Origin of the sequence: Xanthomonas campestris pv. badrii (assembly GCF_012848175.1) — a bacterium.
In the GTDB taxonomy this organism is placed as follows: Bacteria; Pseudomonadota; Gammaproteobacteria; order Xanthomonadales; family Xanthomonadaceae; genus Xanthomonas; species Xanthomonas campestris_C.
In genome coordinates, this window is the sequence record NZ_CP051651.1 from 2727942 (window position 1) to 2744096 (window position 16155).

General features: G+C 68.1%; 14 protein-coding genes and 2 pseudogenes. 8 read left to right on the plus strand and 8 right to left on the minus strand.

The window, feature by feature from the left end:
- Nucleotides 1-365 precede the first annotated feature (365 nt).
- Entirely contained in the window at nucleotides 366-2264 is a 1899-nt protein-coding gene (locus HG421_RS11515) for a DEAD/DEAH box helicase (protein ID WP_169706487.1), read from the minus strand.
- Between the two features lie 172 nt (nucleotides 2265-2436).
- Here HG421_RS11515 and HG421_RS11520 point away from each other — a divergent pair.
- The 3 genes and pseudogenes from HG421_RS11520 to HG421_RS21620 form a co-directional block, all read left to right on the plus strand.
- Nucleotides 2437-2799, plus strand: a pseudogene (locus HG421_RS11520) (RNA polymerase sigma factor); the annotation flags it as partial.
- 162 nt (nucleotides 2800-2961) lie between these two features.
- Nucleotides 2962-3204, plus strand: coding sequence for an RNA-binding S4 domain-containing protein (locus HG421_RS11525; RefSeq protein WP_169706489.1), 243 nt, complete (start codon nucleotides 2962-2964; stop codon nucleotides 3202-3204).
- Nucleotides 3201-3398: pseudogene (locus HG421_RS21620) on the plus strand (hypothetical protein); the annotation flags it as partial. The gene HG421_RS11525 and the pseudogene HG421_RS21620, both read left to right, overlap by 4 nt.
- Here the strand turns inward: HG421_RS21620 and ubiM are convergent.
- The 5 genes from ubiM to HG421_RS11550 form a co-directional block, all read right to left on the minus strand.
- Nucleotides 3383-4561, minus strand: coding sequence for a 5-demethoxyubiquinol-8 5-hydroxylase UbiM (ubiM, locus tag HG421_RS11530; RefSeq protein WP_169706490.1), 1179 nt, complete (start codon nucleotides 4559-4561; stop codon nucleotides 3383-3385). The pseudogene HG421_RS21620 and the gene ubiM sit on opposite strands and share 16 nt — an antisense overlap.
- 159 nt (nucleotides 4562-4720) lie before the next feature.
- Complete coding sequence (locus tag HG421_RS11535; protein ID WP_169706491.1) at nucleotides 4721-5122, minus strand: MAPEG family protein; 402 nt, start codon at nucleotides 5120-5122, stop codon at nucleotides 4721-4723.
- A gap of 25 nt (nucleotides 5123-5147) precedes the next feature.
- Nucleotides 5148-5723: a DUF4019 domain-containing protein gene (locus HG421_RS11540; RefSeq protein ID WP_169706492.1), complete on the minus strand. Its 576-nt coding sequence runs from the start codon at nucleotides 5721-5723 to the stop codon at nucleotides 5148-5150.
- A 327-nt stretch (nucleotides 5724-6050) separates the two neighbouring features.
- On the minus strand, nucleotides 6051-6305 hold the full coding sequence (locus tag HG421_RS11545; RefSeq protein ID WP_169706493.1) for a hypothetical protein: 255 nt from the start codon (nucleotides 6303-6305) through the stop codon (nucleotides 6051-6053).
- A gap of 75 nt (nucleotides 6306-6380) precedes the next feature.
- Nucleotides 6381-7562, minus strand: coding sequence for a hypothetical protein (locus HG421_RS11550; protein WP_169706494.1), 1182 nt, complete (start codon nucleotides 7560-7562; stop codon nucleotides 6381-6383).
- Nucleotides 7563-7709: 147 nt separating this feature from the next.
- Between HG421_RS11550 and HG421_RS11555 the strand changes: the two genes are divergently transcribed.
- The 4 genes from HG421_RS11555 to HG421_RS11570 are packed head-to-tail and all read left to right on the plus strand — an operon-like array spanning nucleotide 7710 to nucleotide 12432.
- Nucleotides 7710-9173 carry an AlkA N-terminal domain-containing protein gene (locus HG421_RS11555; RefSeq protein ID WP_169706495.1) on the plus strand — a complete coding sequence of 488 codons (1464 nt, stop codon included), beginning with the start codon at nucleotides 7710-7712 and terminating at the stop codon, nucleotides 9171-9173.
- Nucleotides 9170-9715, plus strand: a complete 546-nt coding sequence (locus HG421_RS11560; RefSeq protein ID WP_169706496.1) for a methylated-DNA--[protein]-cysteine S-methyltransferase — start codon at nucleotides 9170-9172, stop codon at nucleotides 9713-9715. Before HG421_RS11555 ends, HG421_RS11560 begins: the two co-directional genes overlap by 4 nt.
- Before the next feature lie 37 nt (nucleotides 9716-9752).
- Nucleotides 9753-11060, plus strand: a complete 1308-nt coding sequence (locus tag HG421_RS11565) for an ectonucleotide pyrophosphatase/phosphodiesterase (RefSeq protein ID WP_169706497.1) — start codon at nucleotides 9753-9755, stop codon at nucleotides 11058-11060.
- A gap of 34 nt (nucleotides 11061-11094) precedes the next feature.
- Nucleotides 11095-12432: a chloride channel protein gene (locus HG421_RS11570; RefSeq protein ID WP_169706498.1), complete on the plus strand. Its 1338-nt coding sequence runs from the start codon at nucleotides 11095-11097 to the stop codon at nucleotides 12430-12432.
- 251 nt (nucleotides 12433-12683) lie between these two features.
- Here HG421_RS11570 and HG421_RS11575 read toward each other — a convergent pair whose 3' ends face one another.
- Both HG421_RS11575 and HG421_RS11580 read right to left on the minus strand, forming a co-directional pair.
- Nucleotides 12684-12866, minus strand: coding sequence for a 30S ribosomal protein THX (locus HG421_RS11575; RefSeq protein ID WP_169706499.1), 183 nt, complete (start codon nucleotides 12864-12866; stop codon nucleotides 12684-12686).
- A 278-nt stretch (nucleotides 12867-13144) separates the two neighbouring features.
- Complete coding sequence (locus HG421_RS11580; protein WP_169708170.1) at nucleotides 13145-13561, minus strand: MerC domain-containing protein; 417 nt, start codon at nucleotides 13559-13561, stop codon at nucleotides 13145-13147.
- 160 nt (nucleotides 13562-13721) lie between these two features.
- Between HG421_RS11580 and HG421_RS11585 the strand changes: the two genes are divergently transcribed.
- A complete protein-coding gene (locus tag HG421_RS11585; RefSeq protein ID WP_169706500.1) occupies nucleotides 13722-15788 on the plus strand; it encodes a TonB-dependent receptor in 2067 nt (688 codons plus the stop codon).
- The last annotated feature ends 367 nt before the right edge of the window (nucleotides 15789-16155 follow it).

Genomic DNA, 16155 nt, shown 5'->3' on the forward strand with positions numbered 1-16155 from the left:
TCAGGCGCCCAGTGGGCGCCTGAAGGCAGTAACGGCCGCAACGGCGCACTCTGTATGGCCGGGTCCACTTCATCGGAACGCGGGTATCGGTTGCGGCGCCGGTCGCTCCCGGGTCCGCGCGACCGCTTCGAAACCAGGGACGGCGTGCCGGCGTTGCTATACCCTTGAAAACATAACGATTCCGGTCACAGGATGCAGACTTGCCGGCAATGCCGGCAGCCTGGGGCGGTCCCTACCAGGTCGCAAGCAGCCTTCAGGTGAATACGGCCGGTAAATTCGGAAACCGAAAGGCACGCACGGTGCATGCCGATTCAGGGCACCGGCCGCGCGCGCCGGGCGGCGACGCAGCCGGTATCCGACCCGCGCTACTCGCCGCGCGGCTTGGGCGGACCCTTGCGGTGCGGCGCGCCGGCGCGGTCCATCGGACGCCCCGGGCCATTCGGACGGCCGGACGGCTTGCCACCGCGCGGGAAGCGCGGCTTGGACGGCGCGGCGGCCTTGCCGTCTTCCAGCTTGCGCATGTTGAGCTGCTGGCCGGACACCCAGACCTTCTTCAGGTGCTGCAGCAGTTCGCGCGGCATGTCGGCCGGCAGGTCCAGGATCGAGTAATCGTCCTGGATGTCGATGCGGCCGATGTAACGGCTTTCCAGACCGGCCTCGTTGGCAATCGCGCCGACGATGTTGGCCGGCTTCACGCCGTGGCTGTGGCCCACTTCGATGCGATAGCTCTCCATGCCGAACTCCGGTTCGCCACGCGGGGCAGGCTCACGGCGCGGACGCTCGCTGCCGGCATCCTCGCCACGCGGCGGGCGCGGTGCGCGGTCGCTGTCGGCACGCGGGCCGCGCTCGAACTTCGGCTCGAAGCGCGGACGATCGCCGCGGTCGGCACGCTCATGACGCTCGCGCGGTGCAGTGTCCTCGCGCGCACCACGCACCGGCGGGGTCAGCAGGAACGGCGCATCGCCCTGCAGCAACCTGGCCAGCGCGGCGGCGATATCGATCGCCGGCACGTTGTTTTCGGCCTCGTAGCGCTGCAGCAGATCACGGTACATCTCGATCTGGCCGCCGGCCAGGGTCTCGGTGATGCGGGTCATGAAGCGCGCGACGCGGGTGTCGTTGACCGCATCCACGCTCGGCAGCTGCATCTCTTCGATCGGCTGGCGGGTGGCGCGCTCGATCGAACGCAGCATGCCCTTCTCGCGCGGGGTGACGAACAGGATCGCCTCGCCGCTGCGGCCGGCACGGCCGGTACGGCCGATGCGGTGCACATAGCTTTCGGTGTCGTACGGAATGTCGTAGTTCAGCACGTGGCTGATGCGCTCCACGTCCAGGCCGCGCGCGGCCACGTCGGTGGCGACCAGGATGTCCAGCTTGCCGTCCTTGAGCTGGGCGATGGTCTTCTCACGCGCTGCCTGCTGCATGTCGCCGTTGATGGCGGCGGCAGCCATGCCGCGCGCCTGCAGCTTCTGCGCCAGCTCTTCGGTGGCGGCCTTGGTGCGCGCGAAGATGATCATGCCGTCGAACGGCTCCACTTCCAGGATGCGGGTCAGCGCGTCCAGCTTATGCAGCCCGCTCACCCACCAGTAACGCTGGCGGATATTGGCCGACGTAGTGGTCTTGGCCGCGATGGTGACTTCGGCCGGGTCTTTCAGATAGGTCTGCGCGATCCGGCGAATGGCCGGCGGCATGGTGGCCGAGAACAGCGCCACCTGGCGCTGCTCGGGCAGCTTCTTCAGCACGGCCTCGACATCGTCGATGAAGCCCATGCGCAGCATTTCGTCGGCTTCGTCCAGCACCAGCGTCTTCAGCTGCGACAGGTCCAGGGTGCCGCGGTCCAGGTGATCGATCACCCGGCCCGGCGTGCCCACCACCACATGCACGCCGCGCTTGAGTGCACTGAGCTGCTGGGCATAGGGCTGGCCGCCGTAGACCGGCAGCACGCGGAAGCCGGGAATGGCTTCGGCATACTTCTGGAACGCCTCGGCAACCTGGATGGCCAGCTCGCGGGTCGGGGCCAGCACCAGCGCCTGCGGCTTGACCTGGCGCAGGTCGGCATTGGACAACACCGGCAGCGCGAACGCGGCAGTCTTACCGGTACCGGTCTGGGCCTGGCCGAGCACGTCGCGGCCGGCCAGCAGCGCCGGGATGGTGGCGGCCTGGATCGGCGAAGGGGTCTCGTAGCCGACGGCGGCAACGGCCTTCATCACAGCGTCCGAGAGGCCGAGGTCTGCAAACAGCAGCGGCGCGGAAGATTCTTGGGTCATGGGTAACTCCGGAGGCGCCGCACGGAGCCGGCAGGCGCAAAGCAGCGTAGTGTGCGCCCTTCCCCCCCCTGCTGTCGAAGGGCCGTGACAGTCCGTTCAGGTTGTGAGGATTTGCCCGCGCCAGCGAATCATCCCCTCAAGCCAACCTTTTCTCCTCCCCACGCCCTGCCCCATGCCCCTGGACACAGACCTCCAGGCCCGTTTCAGCAGCCTGTTGCAGCAGCACCGCGGCATCGTGCTGAAGGTCGCGTCCAGCTACTGCCGCGACCGCGACGACCGCGACGAGCTCGCCCAGGAAATCGCTGCCCAGCTGTGGCGGGCCTTTCCGAGCTACGCCCCGGGCCGGCGCTTTTCCACCTGGATGTACCGCATCGCGCTGAAGGTGGCGATCAGCGACCTGCGCGGCCGCAGCCGCATGCCCGGCGAACCGATCGCGCTGGATGCGGTGGTCGATCGCATCGCCGATCCGCTGGCACACGACCCCGTCCGCGAGCAGCAGGTGCGTGCGCTCTACGCCTTCATCGCGCAACAACCGTGCAAGTGAGCGTGTGCCCAGCTGCGTCGAATGCGCACCTCCTGGCCCGGACAGTGGCCGGGCCAGGACCACCGGCGGCGTGCGCCATTGCGGCGCGATCGGTGGTGGTGCTGCCGGCTGCCGCGGGCGGATAATCGCCCTCTTTTGGTCAACGAGCGCAGCATGCAGATCCTGGAATTCGACATCGACGGCGAGTACATCGAGCTCCATCAGTTGCTCAAGCTGGCCGGCCTCGCCGACAGCGGCGGCCAGGGCAAGGCGATCGTCGCCAGCGGGGCGGTCAACGTCGACGGTGCGCAGGAGCTGCGCAAGACCGCCAAGATCCGTCCCGGCCAGGTGGTGCAGCTGGAGGACGTGGAGATTCGCGTGATGGCGATGGGCCCGGACGCGGCACCGAGCGAATGAAGGTGGTGGAGATCGGCCAGCGCAACACCGCACCCTCGGCCGACGACCCGGAGCACGACGTCCATGTGTTTTCGATCGCCATCGGTTCGGCAACGCCGTTCTGGTTGGAGCACTCCATCCGCGGCGGCCATGCCGAGCGTGGCGGCTGCAGCATGCTGGCCCTGCACGAGCTGGCGCCTCAGACACCCCGCTGGACCAGATGCGCAGCAATCGCCCGCTTGAATGGTGCCACCGCATGTGCGGCCCGCAGCGCTCCCGCTCGGGCGAGCCGTGCCGGCAGGCGATCGTCCGTGTAGAGCGCCGCCAGGGCATTGGTGGCCTCGTACAAGGGACGTGTGGCGACGCGATGCGCGTGCTCGTAGTCGTGCAGCAGCGCGGCGCTGCCGATGTCCCGCCCGCTGGCCGCGGCTCGACGCACGCGCTCGGCCAGGCGTGCCTGGCTCTGCAGTCCGAAGTTGAACCCGTGGGCGGTGACCGGATGCATGCCCACCGCCGCATCGCCGATCAACGCCGCACGCGCGCTCACGAAGCGCTGCGCATAGCTGGCGATCAGTGGATACGCATGCCGGCTGCCGTCCTGATCCATCGGACCCAGGCGGTGCTCGAATGCGTCGGTCATCGCGGCGCCGAACCGCACGGCGTCGAGCGCAAGCAAGGCCTCGATCCGTCGCGGCGGCAAGGTCAGCACCGCGCCGGCGCGATTGCCATGCAGAGGCAGCAATGCCAGCGTCTTGCCATAGCCGAACCACTCCCACGCCGCATGGTGATGCGGCAGCGCATGCCGCATGCGACACACCAGCATGGTCTTGCCGAAGTCGCGCAGCTGCGCACCAATACCGAGCAGGCGCCGGGTACTGGAAAACCGGCTGTCGGCAGCCACCAGCAGATGCGCCGACAGCCGCCGGCCATCGGACAGTTGGAGCTGCACGTCGGTGCTGCTGTACTCGATCGCCCGCACGCTGCAACCGCAGCGCAACTCCACCCCGTCTTGGCCCTGCACCGCCTTCCAGGCGGCGCGCCGGATCAGGTGATTGGGCACCAGCCAGCCGAGATCGGCCACGCCAGGTGCAGATGCTGCGAAGGTCAGCGCAAATGCAGACCGTCCGTCCATGACCCGCGCATCGCGCAGCGGCGAGATTGCCTCGGCCGGGAATTGCTGCCAGATGCCCGATTGCTCCAGCAAGGCGCGCGAGGCATGGGTCAGCGCGATCTCGCGCCCATCGAAGGCGGGGTCGGCCAGCTGCGCGTGCGGCTGCTGATCGACCAACACCATCGACAGGCCCGTGCCAGCCAGCGTGCGCGCAAGACTCAGACCCACCGGCCCGGCACCAACGATCGCGATATCCACCCTCTGCATGCCGTGCATCCGTGATTGCCGATGCAGGCAGTCTAGAGCCGGCAGACTGCGCAGCGCTTGATCCAGATCAAGCGCTGCGTCTTTCAGGCGTGCTTGTGATCTGCCGGGTCATGCCGCCAGCGTTGGCCAGGCAGCACCGGCATCGCCATCGGTATCCGATCACAGACCCAGCAGTGCACGCACCAGCTTGATGATGCCCCAGAACGACACCACCCAGATCGCACTGCGCAGGTAGGCAATACCGGCCGCATAGACCGGCACATAGGCCACGCGCGCCCACAGGTACAGCTGCACGGCCAGTGCAGTCTCCGCACTGGTACGCCCCGCCACGCTCACCGCCAGCACCGCAGCCGCGAAGATCGGAAAGGTCTCCAGATAGTTGCGGAATGCGCGGTCCAGGCTGGCCGCCACACCGGTCAGCGGCTTGGCATCGCCATCGCGTGCGCTCGCGTTCCACTTGGTGCCGCGCTGGGCGGTCATGCTGGCCGAGGCGGCCAGCAGCTGCACCAGGCCGAGCACCATGGCCCAGCCCAGCATCTTCAGTTCGATCGTCAGTTGCATGCGCGTTTCCCGGCCGGTTGCTGCATCACTTCACCGCCGTGCGCAGGCTGTAGCCCGCCACACGCCAGGTCTTGTCCTCGTCCAGACGGAACGACACCAGCTCGCGCACCGGCTGCTGCGCATTGGCGAACCGGGTCGGGAAACTGACGTTGACGTACAGCCCTTCGGGCACCTGTGCGCCAGGACCGTACTTGACCCGCGTCACCGAGCTCTGGCCGCGACCGACGACCGCACCCAGGCGCGCGCGCTCGCCGCCCAACTGCGCCACGAAGGCATCGCGCTTGACCGCGCTCTTGGCCACGCGGGAGGCACCATCCCAGATCGCCGCGGCCTTGTAGGTGTCGACCATCTGCGCCACGCGCAAGGCGGCCTGGGTCATCTCGATGTCCTGCTTGGCCACCTGTGCCTGTTGAGCGGGACTCAGTGCCGGCGCCGCCGGCTTTTGCGCCGCAGCCGCTGGTTGCGCCGTCGCCGCAGTGCGCGTGACGGGTGCCGGTTGCGCCGCAGGTGCGGTGGCGGCGCGATTGGAAGACGGCGGTTGTTGCGCGAACACCAGCGCTGGAGCAAACACCAGCGCAACAAGCAAACGAGGATGACGCATGGACAGGCACCTTGACTGGATCGGATGGAAGGGTGAGCCGCACACCGTGCGGCCAGTGGCGCAGTCTATGCCGCGCCCTGTGCAAAACAAGCAACGAGACGCCGGGAAGATCGCTGATCGAATCGAACAGATGGCGTCCCCAGGAACAATGCAGCCGCGCAACGAGTGGGACTGCCGCTGCAGGGACTCAAACGTGGCTGACGAACCATCGCCAGCAGTCATCAGTGCGTGGGCGACGCAAAGGGAGCCGCACGCACGGTGATAGGTGACGATTCCAGGCAGCCGCCGCGCCGGCCCTGAGGCTGTGCAGTCGGTATGGCTATCGCCCTAAACCTCGCCACCAGGCGCTGGGGGCACCGCAGCTGCCCCGCGCGGCCGCCACAGCCGCCAGCTCACCCAGAACGCGCGCGCGATGGCTGCAATCAATGCCGCCAGGCTTAGCCACATCGCCAGCGTGGCCGGCCATTGCTCGCGCATTGCCTCGGCGGCCAGGCGCAGCAGTTCTGCCACGCCGAAGCCCACCAGCACCAGCAACGCCGATGGCAGGTACGCCAGTAAAACGCCTTTGGTCTTGCCTCGCATACTGCCCCCTGACCCGGTTGTATGCGGCGACCATAGGCAGCGTTCAGTGCGATACGCGTGAAAGCTGCAGCGGCCTCAACCGTCGGCGGGCGCAGGCGCCGACGCATCGGCCTGCGCAGCATCCCGGGCCGGTTCGGCCGCCGGCGCGAGCGGCTGCGTGGCGTCGGCCGGCGCCCCATCCTGCGCATCCAGCGCCGGCGTGACCGGCAGGGCCGCCGCATCGGTTTCGGCCAGCGGGCTTTCTTCCGGGCAGGCCGCATCCGGAAAACCGAAGCGCTGCTTCAAGGCCAGACCGCAGGCGTTGACCGCATCCAGATCCGCACCCTCGCCTTTGCACTTCTGGTCGAACGCTACCAGAAACGCGTCCTTGCGGCGCACGAATGCATCACCGCACTTGCGCATCTGGCGGATGCGTTCCAGGTCGTCCTGCACGGCATTGGTGCCGTCCAGGCCGTATTCGCGCAGCTCTTCGATGGTGAGCAGGCGCAGGCTGCGGTTGGGCACGGTCATCATCAGGTCGGCCACGGCCACCGCCACGCCGTTACGCTCCAGATAATCCTTGACGTTGCCATAGACCTCGCGCAATTCGCGATTGAGCTCCGCCCGCGACGTCGCCTTGGAGCTGATCCGCATCATCCGGTGGATGCCCACCTTGCCGGCCACCAGGCGGTTGTCGCCGGCCGCCAGTACGAACACGCAGGCGCTATGGCAGATCGAGCCTTCGCGCACCCAGATGGTCCAGTTGGATTCGCCGATGGTATCGCCGGCGCGGATCGCTGCCTCCACCTGGCCACCGCTGGAATCCAGATCCAGGATGCGATGCGGCAACTTCCACTGCTCGGCCACTGCGGCCAGCCGCCACACCAGCGCCGCGAAACCAGCGTTGATCTTGCCCGCGTAGCGCACCCGCACCAGGCCGGTCTCGCGGCACGGCGCCAGCGCCGCCTCCACGCTGGCCCGGTCCAATGCCGGCAGCAAAGTGCCATCGCCGGCTTCCTTGCCGTAATCGGTGGCGCAACTGATCCAGGCCTGGCCCGCTTCCAGTTCCGCCTGCGGCCAACCTGCCTCGCCAACCTGCGCACGCGGGCGTGGCGCCGGGACCGGATCGGGCGTATCCACCGACACCATATGGTCGCCATCGCCGACCTGCGCCACTCCAGTCTGCTGCGCCCCGGCAGCATCGGCGGACGTACCGCCGCGGTCGCAGGCAACCAGCAGGAACACGCAGGCAAGTGACAGACAAAGCGGTTTGAGCATGGGCGAATGTGGGAGCGCGACGGAGATCACCTTCAGTCTATGGCTGAAGCGGTCAAGGATTTGACCGCGCCATGAACATGCACCCGCTTGTGCAACCCTGTCCGAAAACGGCCAGCCGGTGCCGTGGCCAGGGCATAGACTGGCGCCATGCAGATGCTCACGCCCGACCGGACCCAATGCGACCGCGCCCGCCTGGCGCGCGACGCGCGCTTTGACGGGCTGTTCTTCACCGCGGTGCGCAGCACCGGGATCTATTGTCGTCCGGTGTGCCCGGCACCGGCGCCAAAGCCGGCCAATGTCAGTTATTACCCCACGGCTGCGGCGGCCAGTGCGGCCGGCTATCGGCCGTGCCTGCGCTGCCGGCCGGAGCTGTCGCCGCAGGCGCAGCAGCACCTGGGCGAAGAGAGCGTGCAACGCGCCCTGGCGATGATCGCCGAAGGCGTGTTGCAGGAGCAGCCGGTGCAGCGCCTGGCCGATGCGGTGGGCGTCAGCGCGCGGCAGCTGCAACGGCAGTTCGTGCAGCAGCTCGGCGCCACCCCGATCCAGGTGCATGGCACGCGCCGGTTGCTGCTGGCCAAGCAGTTGCTCACCGAGACCGCCTTGCCGGTGACCGAAGTCGCGCTGGCGGCCGGCTTCAACAGCCTGCGTCGCTTCAACGCGGCGTTCCTGGAAGGGTGCGGGATGCCGCCGTCGGCGTTACGCAAGCAGCGCGCCGAGGTGCCGGGCGGCGAACTCACGCTGCGCCTGAGCTATCGGCCGCCGCTGGACTGGCCGGCGATGCTGGCATTTCTGCAACGCCGGGCGATCCCGGGGATCGAGCAGGTCGATGCCGGCAGCTACCGGCGGGTGATCGGCGCCCCCGGCCACGCCACCTTGATCGAGGTCGCGCCGGCGCCGCAGCGCGCAGAACTGCTGCTGCGCATCGGCGCCACCGATCCGCGCCGGATTCCGCAGATCGTGCGCCGGGTACGCCGTGTCTTCGATCTGGATGCGGACCTGCATGCGGTGCACGCCACGCTTGCGGCCGAGCCGCTGCTGGCCGAGGCGATCGAACGCCGGCCCGGCCTGCGCGTGCCCGGCGGCTGGGATGGCTTCGAGACCGCGGTACGTGCGGTGCTGGGTCAGCAGATCAGCGTGGCCGGCGCGGCCACGCTGGCGGCGCGGCTGGTGGAGCGCCACGGCGGCCGGCATGCCGAGATGCCGCCAGGGCTGGATCGCAGTTTCCCCACCCCCGAGCAACTGGCCGAGGCGCCGCTGGAACAGCTCGGGCTGCCGGGCGCACGCGCCGCCACCCTGCGCGCACTGGCCTGCGCCTGCGCACAGGGCCGGCTGCACTTCGGCGCCGGCCAGCGCCTGTCCGAGTTCGTCGCCGCGTGCGTCGCCCTGCCCGGTATCGGGCCGTGGACGGCGCACTACATCGCCATGCGTGCGCTCTCGCATCCGGACGCATTTCCGGCCGGCGACCTGATCCTGCAGCAGGTACTCGGCGCACCGCTGCGGCTGAGCGAACGCGCCACCGAGGCGCGCTCGCAGGCCTGGCGCCCTTGGCGCGCCTACGCCGTGCTGCACCTGTGGCATCTGGCCACCGACCGCAAGGAATCCCGCCCATGAGCACCGTGCATTACGACCTTTTCCCCTCGCCGATCGGCACGCTGACCGTCGCCGCCGACCAGACCGGCGTCCGCCATATCCTGTTCGCGCAGAACCGCTACGACGCGGCCGGACGCGCACGCTGGGTGCACGATCCGGACGCCGCGCTGGTGCGGCAGGCGCGCGAGCAATTGCTCGATTATCTGTATGGCGGGCGACGCCGGTTCGACCTGCCGCTGGCACCGGTGGGCACACCCTTCCAGCTCGAGGTCTGGCACACGCTGGCGCAGATTCCGTTCGGCCAGACCTGGAGCTATGCGCAGCTGGCGCAGGCGGTGGGCCGCCCCGCTGCCAGCCGCGCGGTGGGCGCGGCCAACGGACGCAACCCACTGCCGATCGTGCTGCCCTGCCATCGCGTGATCGGCGCCAACGGGGCATTGACCGGGTTCGGCGGCGGACTGCCGACCAAACGGGCCTTGTTGCAACTGGAAGGCTGGTCGCCGCAGCCGATCGCACGCGCCAGCGATCTGTTCGCCGATGCCCCCACCGCAGGCTCGCGATGACTTCGCGGCGTCATCGCTGCCCCGTACACTGGGCCACATGATCGACCGACGTTGTGTGGTTGCCGCGGCAGCCGCGGCCCTTTTCTCCGCCTGTACCAGCCAGCCCCTCCAGCCCAGTGCCCAGGCGCACTCCGCCAGCGCATCCCCCCCGCCGGCCGCCACGGCAGCAGCGGACGATACCCCGCACACCTTGCTGCTGATCTCCATCGATGGCCTGCGTGCAGACATGCTCGATCGCGGCATCACCCCGACGCTGTCGCAGCTGTCCCGCGATGGCGTGCGTGCGCGCTGGATGACGCCCTCGTACCCGTCGCTGACGTTTCCCAACCACTACACGTTGATCACCGGCCTGCGGCCCGACCACCACGGCATCGTGCACAACAGCATGCGCGACCCGGCACTGGGTGGTTTCTGGCTGAGCAAGCCCGAGGCAGTGGGCGATGCACGCTGGTGGGGCGGCGAACCGCTGTGGGTGGGCGCCGAACGCGCCGGCCTGCGTGCGGCCACCTGGTCATGGCCGGGCAGCGAAGCGGCGATCCAGGGCGTGCGCCCCTCGCAGTGGCGCCATTACGAAGAGGGTGTGAGCCTGGACGCACGCGTGGACGCGGTGCGCGGCTGGCTCAAGGCCGACGGCGCCCAGCGCAATCGCCTGGTCACGCTGTACTTCGAACATGTGGACGAAGCTGGCCACGACCACGGCCCGGAATCGCGCGACTATGCCGACGCCGTGCGCGCGGTGGATGCCGCCATCGGCAGGCTGCTGGACGGCATGCAGCGCGACGGCACCCGCGCGCGCACCAACATCATCGTGGTCTCCGACCATGGCATGGCCCAGGTGCCGCCCGGCCATGCCATAAGCGTGGAATCCATGGCGCCGCCCGGGCTTGCCACCGCCACCACCGACGGCCAGGTGATCGGGTTCGTGCCACTGCCCGGGCAGCAGGCCAAGGCCGAAGCGCATCTGCTCGGCGCGCATGCGCACTACGACTGCTGGCGCAAGGCGCAGCTGCCGGCGCGCTGGCATTACGGCACCCACCCGCGCATTGCACCCATCGTGTGCCAGATGCACGAAGGCTGGGATGCACTGTTCCCCGACAAACTGGCCAGGCGTCCGCAGCAGGGCATGCGCGGCTCGCACGGCTTCGATCCGGCATTGCCGGTGATGCGCGCGGTGTTCGTGGCGCAAGGCCCGGATCTGGCGCAGGGCAAGACGTTGCCGGGCTTCGACAATGTCGACGTGTATGCCTTGATGACGCGCCTGCTGGGCATCGAGGCCGCGCCCAACGATGGCAACCCGGCCACCCTGCTGCCGGCATTGCGCGTGCAGCCAGCGACGGTGCGTTGACCCAACACCGGCACGTCGGTGCGACAATAGGGCGATGTCTGCTCCCGACCCATTGCCGCGTCGCCTGCGGCCGTTGTTGTCCAGCCAAGGCTGGCGTCGCCGTGCCGCACTGTGGGGCGGCGCGATCGCGGTGGCCCTTGTCGCCATCGTGTTCGCCAAGGCCAGCGATGCCGCCTTCCACCTGTTCCAGCGCATCATCGCTCACTCGATCTGGTGGGCGCTGCTGCTGACCCCGGGCATCTTCGCCCTGCTCGCCTGGCTCACCTCCGGCGCCTTGCGGCCCACCCGCGGCAGCGGCATTCCGCAGGTCATCGCTGCGCTGGAGCATCCGGACCCGGCATTTCGCGACAGCAACCTGTCGCTGCGCGTCTCGGTCGGCAAGCTCGCCTTGACCACCCTGTCGCTGCTGGGCGGCGCCTCGGTGGGCCGCGAAGGCCCCACCGTGCATGTGGGCGCCAGCCTGATGCATGTGTTCGGGCGCTGGTTCGGCTTCCATGATCCGCGCGAGCTCTCGCACTTTTTGCTGGCCGGCGGTGCGGCCGGCATCGCGGCGGCATTCAACACCCCGCTGGCCGGCGTGGTCTTTGCGATCGAAGAACTGAGCGGGCGCTTCGAGCACCGCTTCTCCGGCACCTTGCTCACCGCGGTAATCGTCGGTGGCGTGGTGTCGCTGGGCCTGCTGGGCAGCTACACGTATTTCGGCAAGGTGGCGGTGGCGCTGCCGTTGGGCCGTGCATGGGTGGCGATTGCCTTATGCGGCAGTGTGGCCGGCCTGCTCGGCGGCATCATCGCGCGGCTGGTACTGGCCAGCGTCAGCGGCAAACCGCGCTGGTTGGGTGCACTGCGCCAACGGCATCCGGTGCTGCTGGCCGCGTTGTGCGGCGTCGCCCTGGTCGGGCTGGCGGTGGTGTTCGGGCAAGGCGCCTTCGGTACCGGCTACGAGCAGGCGCGCAGCCTGGTGCAGGGGCATGCCGTGGTCGGCCACGAATTCGGCCTGATGAAGCTGCTCGCCAATCTGGTCTCGTACCTGGCCGGCATTCCGGGCGGCCTGTTCTCGCCGGCGCTGGCGGTGGGTGCCGGCATCGGCCACAACCTGTCGGTGCTGATGCCGGGCGTGGACCCGCGCACCTTCGTGCTGCTGGGCATGTGCGCCTATCTCACCGGCGTGACCCAGGCACCGCTGACCTCGGCGGTGATCTCGCTGGAGCTCACCGACACCAGCCAGATGCTGCTGCCGATCCTGGCCACCGTGTTGATTGCACGCGCGGTATCGGGGCTGGTGTGCAAAACGCCGATCTATCGTGGGCTGGCCGAGCAGTTGCTGACCCCAGCGGCGAAGAACACCGCACCGGCGGCGAACACAGCGCACTAGAGACGTTGCACCATCGAGGCGCGCAGGCTGTCTCCGATCCATCACGGACAACGCCGATGGATCCCATGGCGCAAGCCACCGTTGAGTGTCTTGCCTTGATTTGCAGCCGCTACCGATGGCGGTGACGCGCCACTTGGTCCGCGCGGACCAGCGTCACATCAACAGGCAGACCGACAGCCTGTTGCGCTGACACCGGACATAAAAAAACGCGGCGCAAGCGCCGCGTTTTCAGATCGCACAGCGGGCTGGGGTCAGCTGGCCTTGGCGACGGTCTTCTTGGCAACAGCCTTCTTGGCCGGCGCCTTGACCACGCCCTTCTTGGCAACCGGGGCAGCTGCACCCACGACAACCTTGCTCACCGCGTGCGAACGCGCATTGCCGTAGCTGGCGTTGTAGCGCTTGCCCTTGGCGGTCTTACGGTCACCCTTACCCATTTCGTCGACTCCTGAATGTGAATACAAATTCCCGTGCTGGCACAGGTCTGGCGAGGTTTGCACCGAGCGGCGCCCTCGCGCAAGGCCGGCAAGCCTACCACGTCGGCCCGGGACCGCGCAGCGGTGGGGGCCTGCCAGGCTGTGAACCAGTCGCCTCTGGAGCAGATCCACCATCGGCGGTGCCCGGCGGCCAGCGAACGGGCCGGCCTGGCGCTGGCATGAAACAGGCTTCTGAGTCGCTGACTGCAACCATCGCGCAGCTGCCTGTCGGCGCATCGTCAGTGCGCGCAGCTCGCGTCGTGGACGTGCCCATGCCCGTGATTCAGGCGCAGATTGACCAGGTGCGCGATCCCTACCAAGACGCCACCCAGCGTCATCACCACCGCGTGCGGCACCACCGAGTGGTGCAACGGGTCGTACAACAGGCCCAGCCACAGCAGCGCCAGGCCCGGCAGCAGCAACGCCAGCGCATGTAGCGCCTTATGGCGGCGATACCCCAACACCAGGCTGAAAAGCCCCAGCAGGGTCACGAAGACGACGATCGCCTGTTCGACCCCGTCGCCCAGCCAGAACGACAATCCCAGCGACGGGGCCAGGGCCAGCACCAGCGGCAACACCGCGCAGTGCACGGCGCACAACAGCGACCCGGTCGCACCGAAGCGGTCCAGCAAATGGCGAAGTGTGGGCAGAGGCATGACTTCCAGCAGGTGCTCGCGGCAACGTGGAATAATATAACATCTTGCTTGTTCCAGGCCCGCACCACTGCATCGCGCAGGACGGGCCTTGCCGTCGGCACAGCAGGCAAGCTGCGCCATCCTATTGATATATAGTAACAATTCAGAGAGCCCGGTCGACATGTCCCCCTCCCTCGCTATCTCCTTGCGCCGCTCCACCCTGTCCCTGGCGCTGGCCAGCCTGCTGACACCTGCGCTGGCCATGGCCGAAGACGCCCCGGCCGTTGCCGACCCGCAGACCCCGCCGTCGTCCGATACTCGCCATGACGCCACGCCGTCCAGCGGACGCCACATCAAGGACCTGGACAAGGTGGTGGTCACCGCCAGCCCGCTGCGCGATGCGGCCGGCGAGTTGAGCCGCCCGGTCGAGGTGCTGGCCGGCGAGCGGCTGGACGAAGTGCGCAGCGAGAGCCTGGGCGAAACCGTGGCCAGCCTGCCGGGCGTGCAGAGTTCCAACTTCGGCCCCGGCGTGGGCCGGCCGATCATCCGCGGCCTGGACGGCCCGCGCGTGGCGGTGCTGCGCGATGGCCTGTCCACCCAGGACGTGTCCACCGTCAGCCAGGACCATTCGCCGGCGATCGAGCCGTTCCTGGCCAACCAGATCGAAGTGCTCAAGGGTCCGTCCACCCTGCTGTATGGCTCCGGAGCGATCGGCGGCGTGGTCAACGTGGTCGATGGCCGCATCGCCGAAACGCCGGTGGACGGCTTCAGCGGGCGCGCCGAAGTGCGTTTCGACGGCGGCGACAAGGACGGCAATACCGACATGTTCCGCGTCGATGCCGGCAACGGCAGCGGCTTGTCGATCCATGCCGATGGCGTGTACCGCAACCAGAACGACTACGACACCCCGCAGGGCCGCCAGCTCAATAGCTGGATCGATTCCAAGGTGGGGTCGATCGGTGCATCGCTGTCCGGCGACTGGGGGTTCGTCGGCGTGTCGGCCTCGCGCTTCCGCGACAACTACGGCAATCCGGGCGAACCGGGTGACCCGTCCATCGGCGAGCGCGGGGTGTCGTTGAAGCTGCAGCAGGACCGCTACGACCTCAAGGGCGGGCTGACCGATCCGTGGGGCGAAGGCAGCGCGCTGCGCTACAGCTTCGGCCACACCGATTACGCGCATACCGAGTTCGAAGGCGACGAAGTGGGCACCGTGTTCACCAAGCGCGCCAACGAAGGCCGCGTGGAAGCATCCTTCACCTTCGGCGGCGGCTGGCAGACCGCGTTCGGCCTGCAGGGCAGCGACTCCACCTTCCAGGCGATCGGCGAAGAATCCTTCGTGCCCAAGACCGATACCCGCTCGCTTGGCGCCTTCGCCGTGGCGCGCAATAGCTGGGAACGGGTGAGCGCCGAGGTCGGCGCACGCGTGGACAAGGTCAAGTACAAGACCGACACCGGTGCGGACCGCGATTTCACCCCGACCAGCTTCTCGGCCAGCGGCGGTTTCCGCTTCAACGAGCAGTGGCGCCTGACCGCCAACCTGGACCACGCCGAACGTGCACCGGCCGAAGAGGAACTGTTCGCCAATGGCCCGCACATCGCCACCCTCGCCTTCGAGATCGGCGGTGCCGATCTGAAGACCGAAAAGGCCAACCAGGCCGAGCTGGGCCTGAACTTCCAGAACGAATGGGTGGATGCCAAGGTGGCGGCGTACTACAACCGCTACGACGACTTCGTCTACATCGTCGACACCGGCGGCCAGTGGTTCAACGAAGAAGACAACGACTTCCTGCCGATCCGCCAGTGGACGCAGGCCGATGCGATCTTCCACGGCTTCGAAGGCGAAGCGACCTTCCACCTGGCCAACAACGACACCGGCGCCTGGGATCTGCGCGTGTTCGGCGACACCGTGCGTGCGCGCCTGAGCGACGGCGGCAACCTGCCGCGCATCGCACCGGGCCGCTTCGGTGCGCAGATGCGCTGGAATGCCGACCAGTGGCGCGCCTCGATCGGCGCCACCCGCACCATGAAGCAGGACAAGGTAGCGGTGAACGAAACCCCGACCGACGGCTATACCTTTGTCGACGCGCACCTGGCCTATCACATGGACCACGGCAGCACGGCATGGGAAGTGTTCCTGGACGGCAACAACCTCACCAACCAGGACGCACGCGTGCACACCTCCTTCCTCAAGGACGATGTGATGCTTCCTGGCCGCAACGCCTCGTTCGGCGTGCGCTTGTTCTTCTGACGGCGGTCTCTCTCCCCCGCCGAGTAGAAGCGAGGCCGCCTTCGGGCGGCCTCTTGTTTTTTGCGTGGCTGACAACAGCTGGCGCGCAACCGCCAGCTGGCAGGTGCAGCGCACGAGAACGAGAACGAGAACGAGAACGAGAACGAGATCAGATGATTGGCAGCGCCAGCGCCCGCCTGGCGGTTGAACAGTCGTCTGGGTCGCTGCACTGGAGTTGCTGCAGTCATCGCCTGCGCCAAGGTTGTGCATATCGATACATGCGCCACCCCGCACGGCTGCGAGCGCTTGCGAGGCAATACATGCATGCGTGCGCAGCCGCTGGCTGCTGCGTCGCACAACGCGCGCTGGCGCATCTGCGGTACAACGT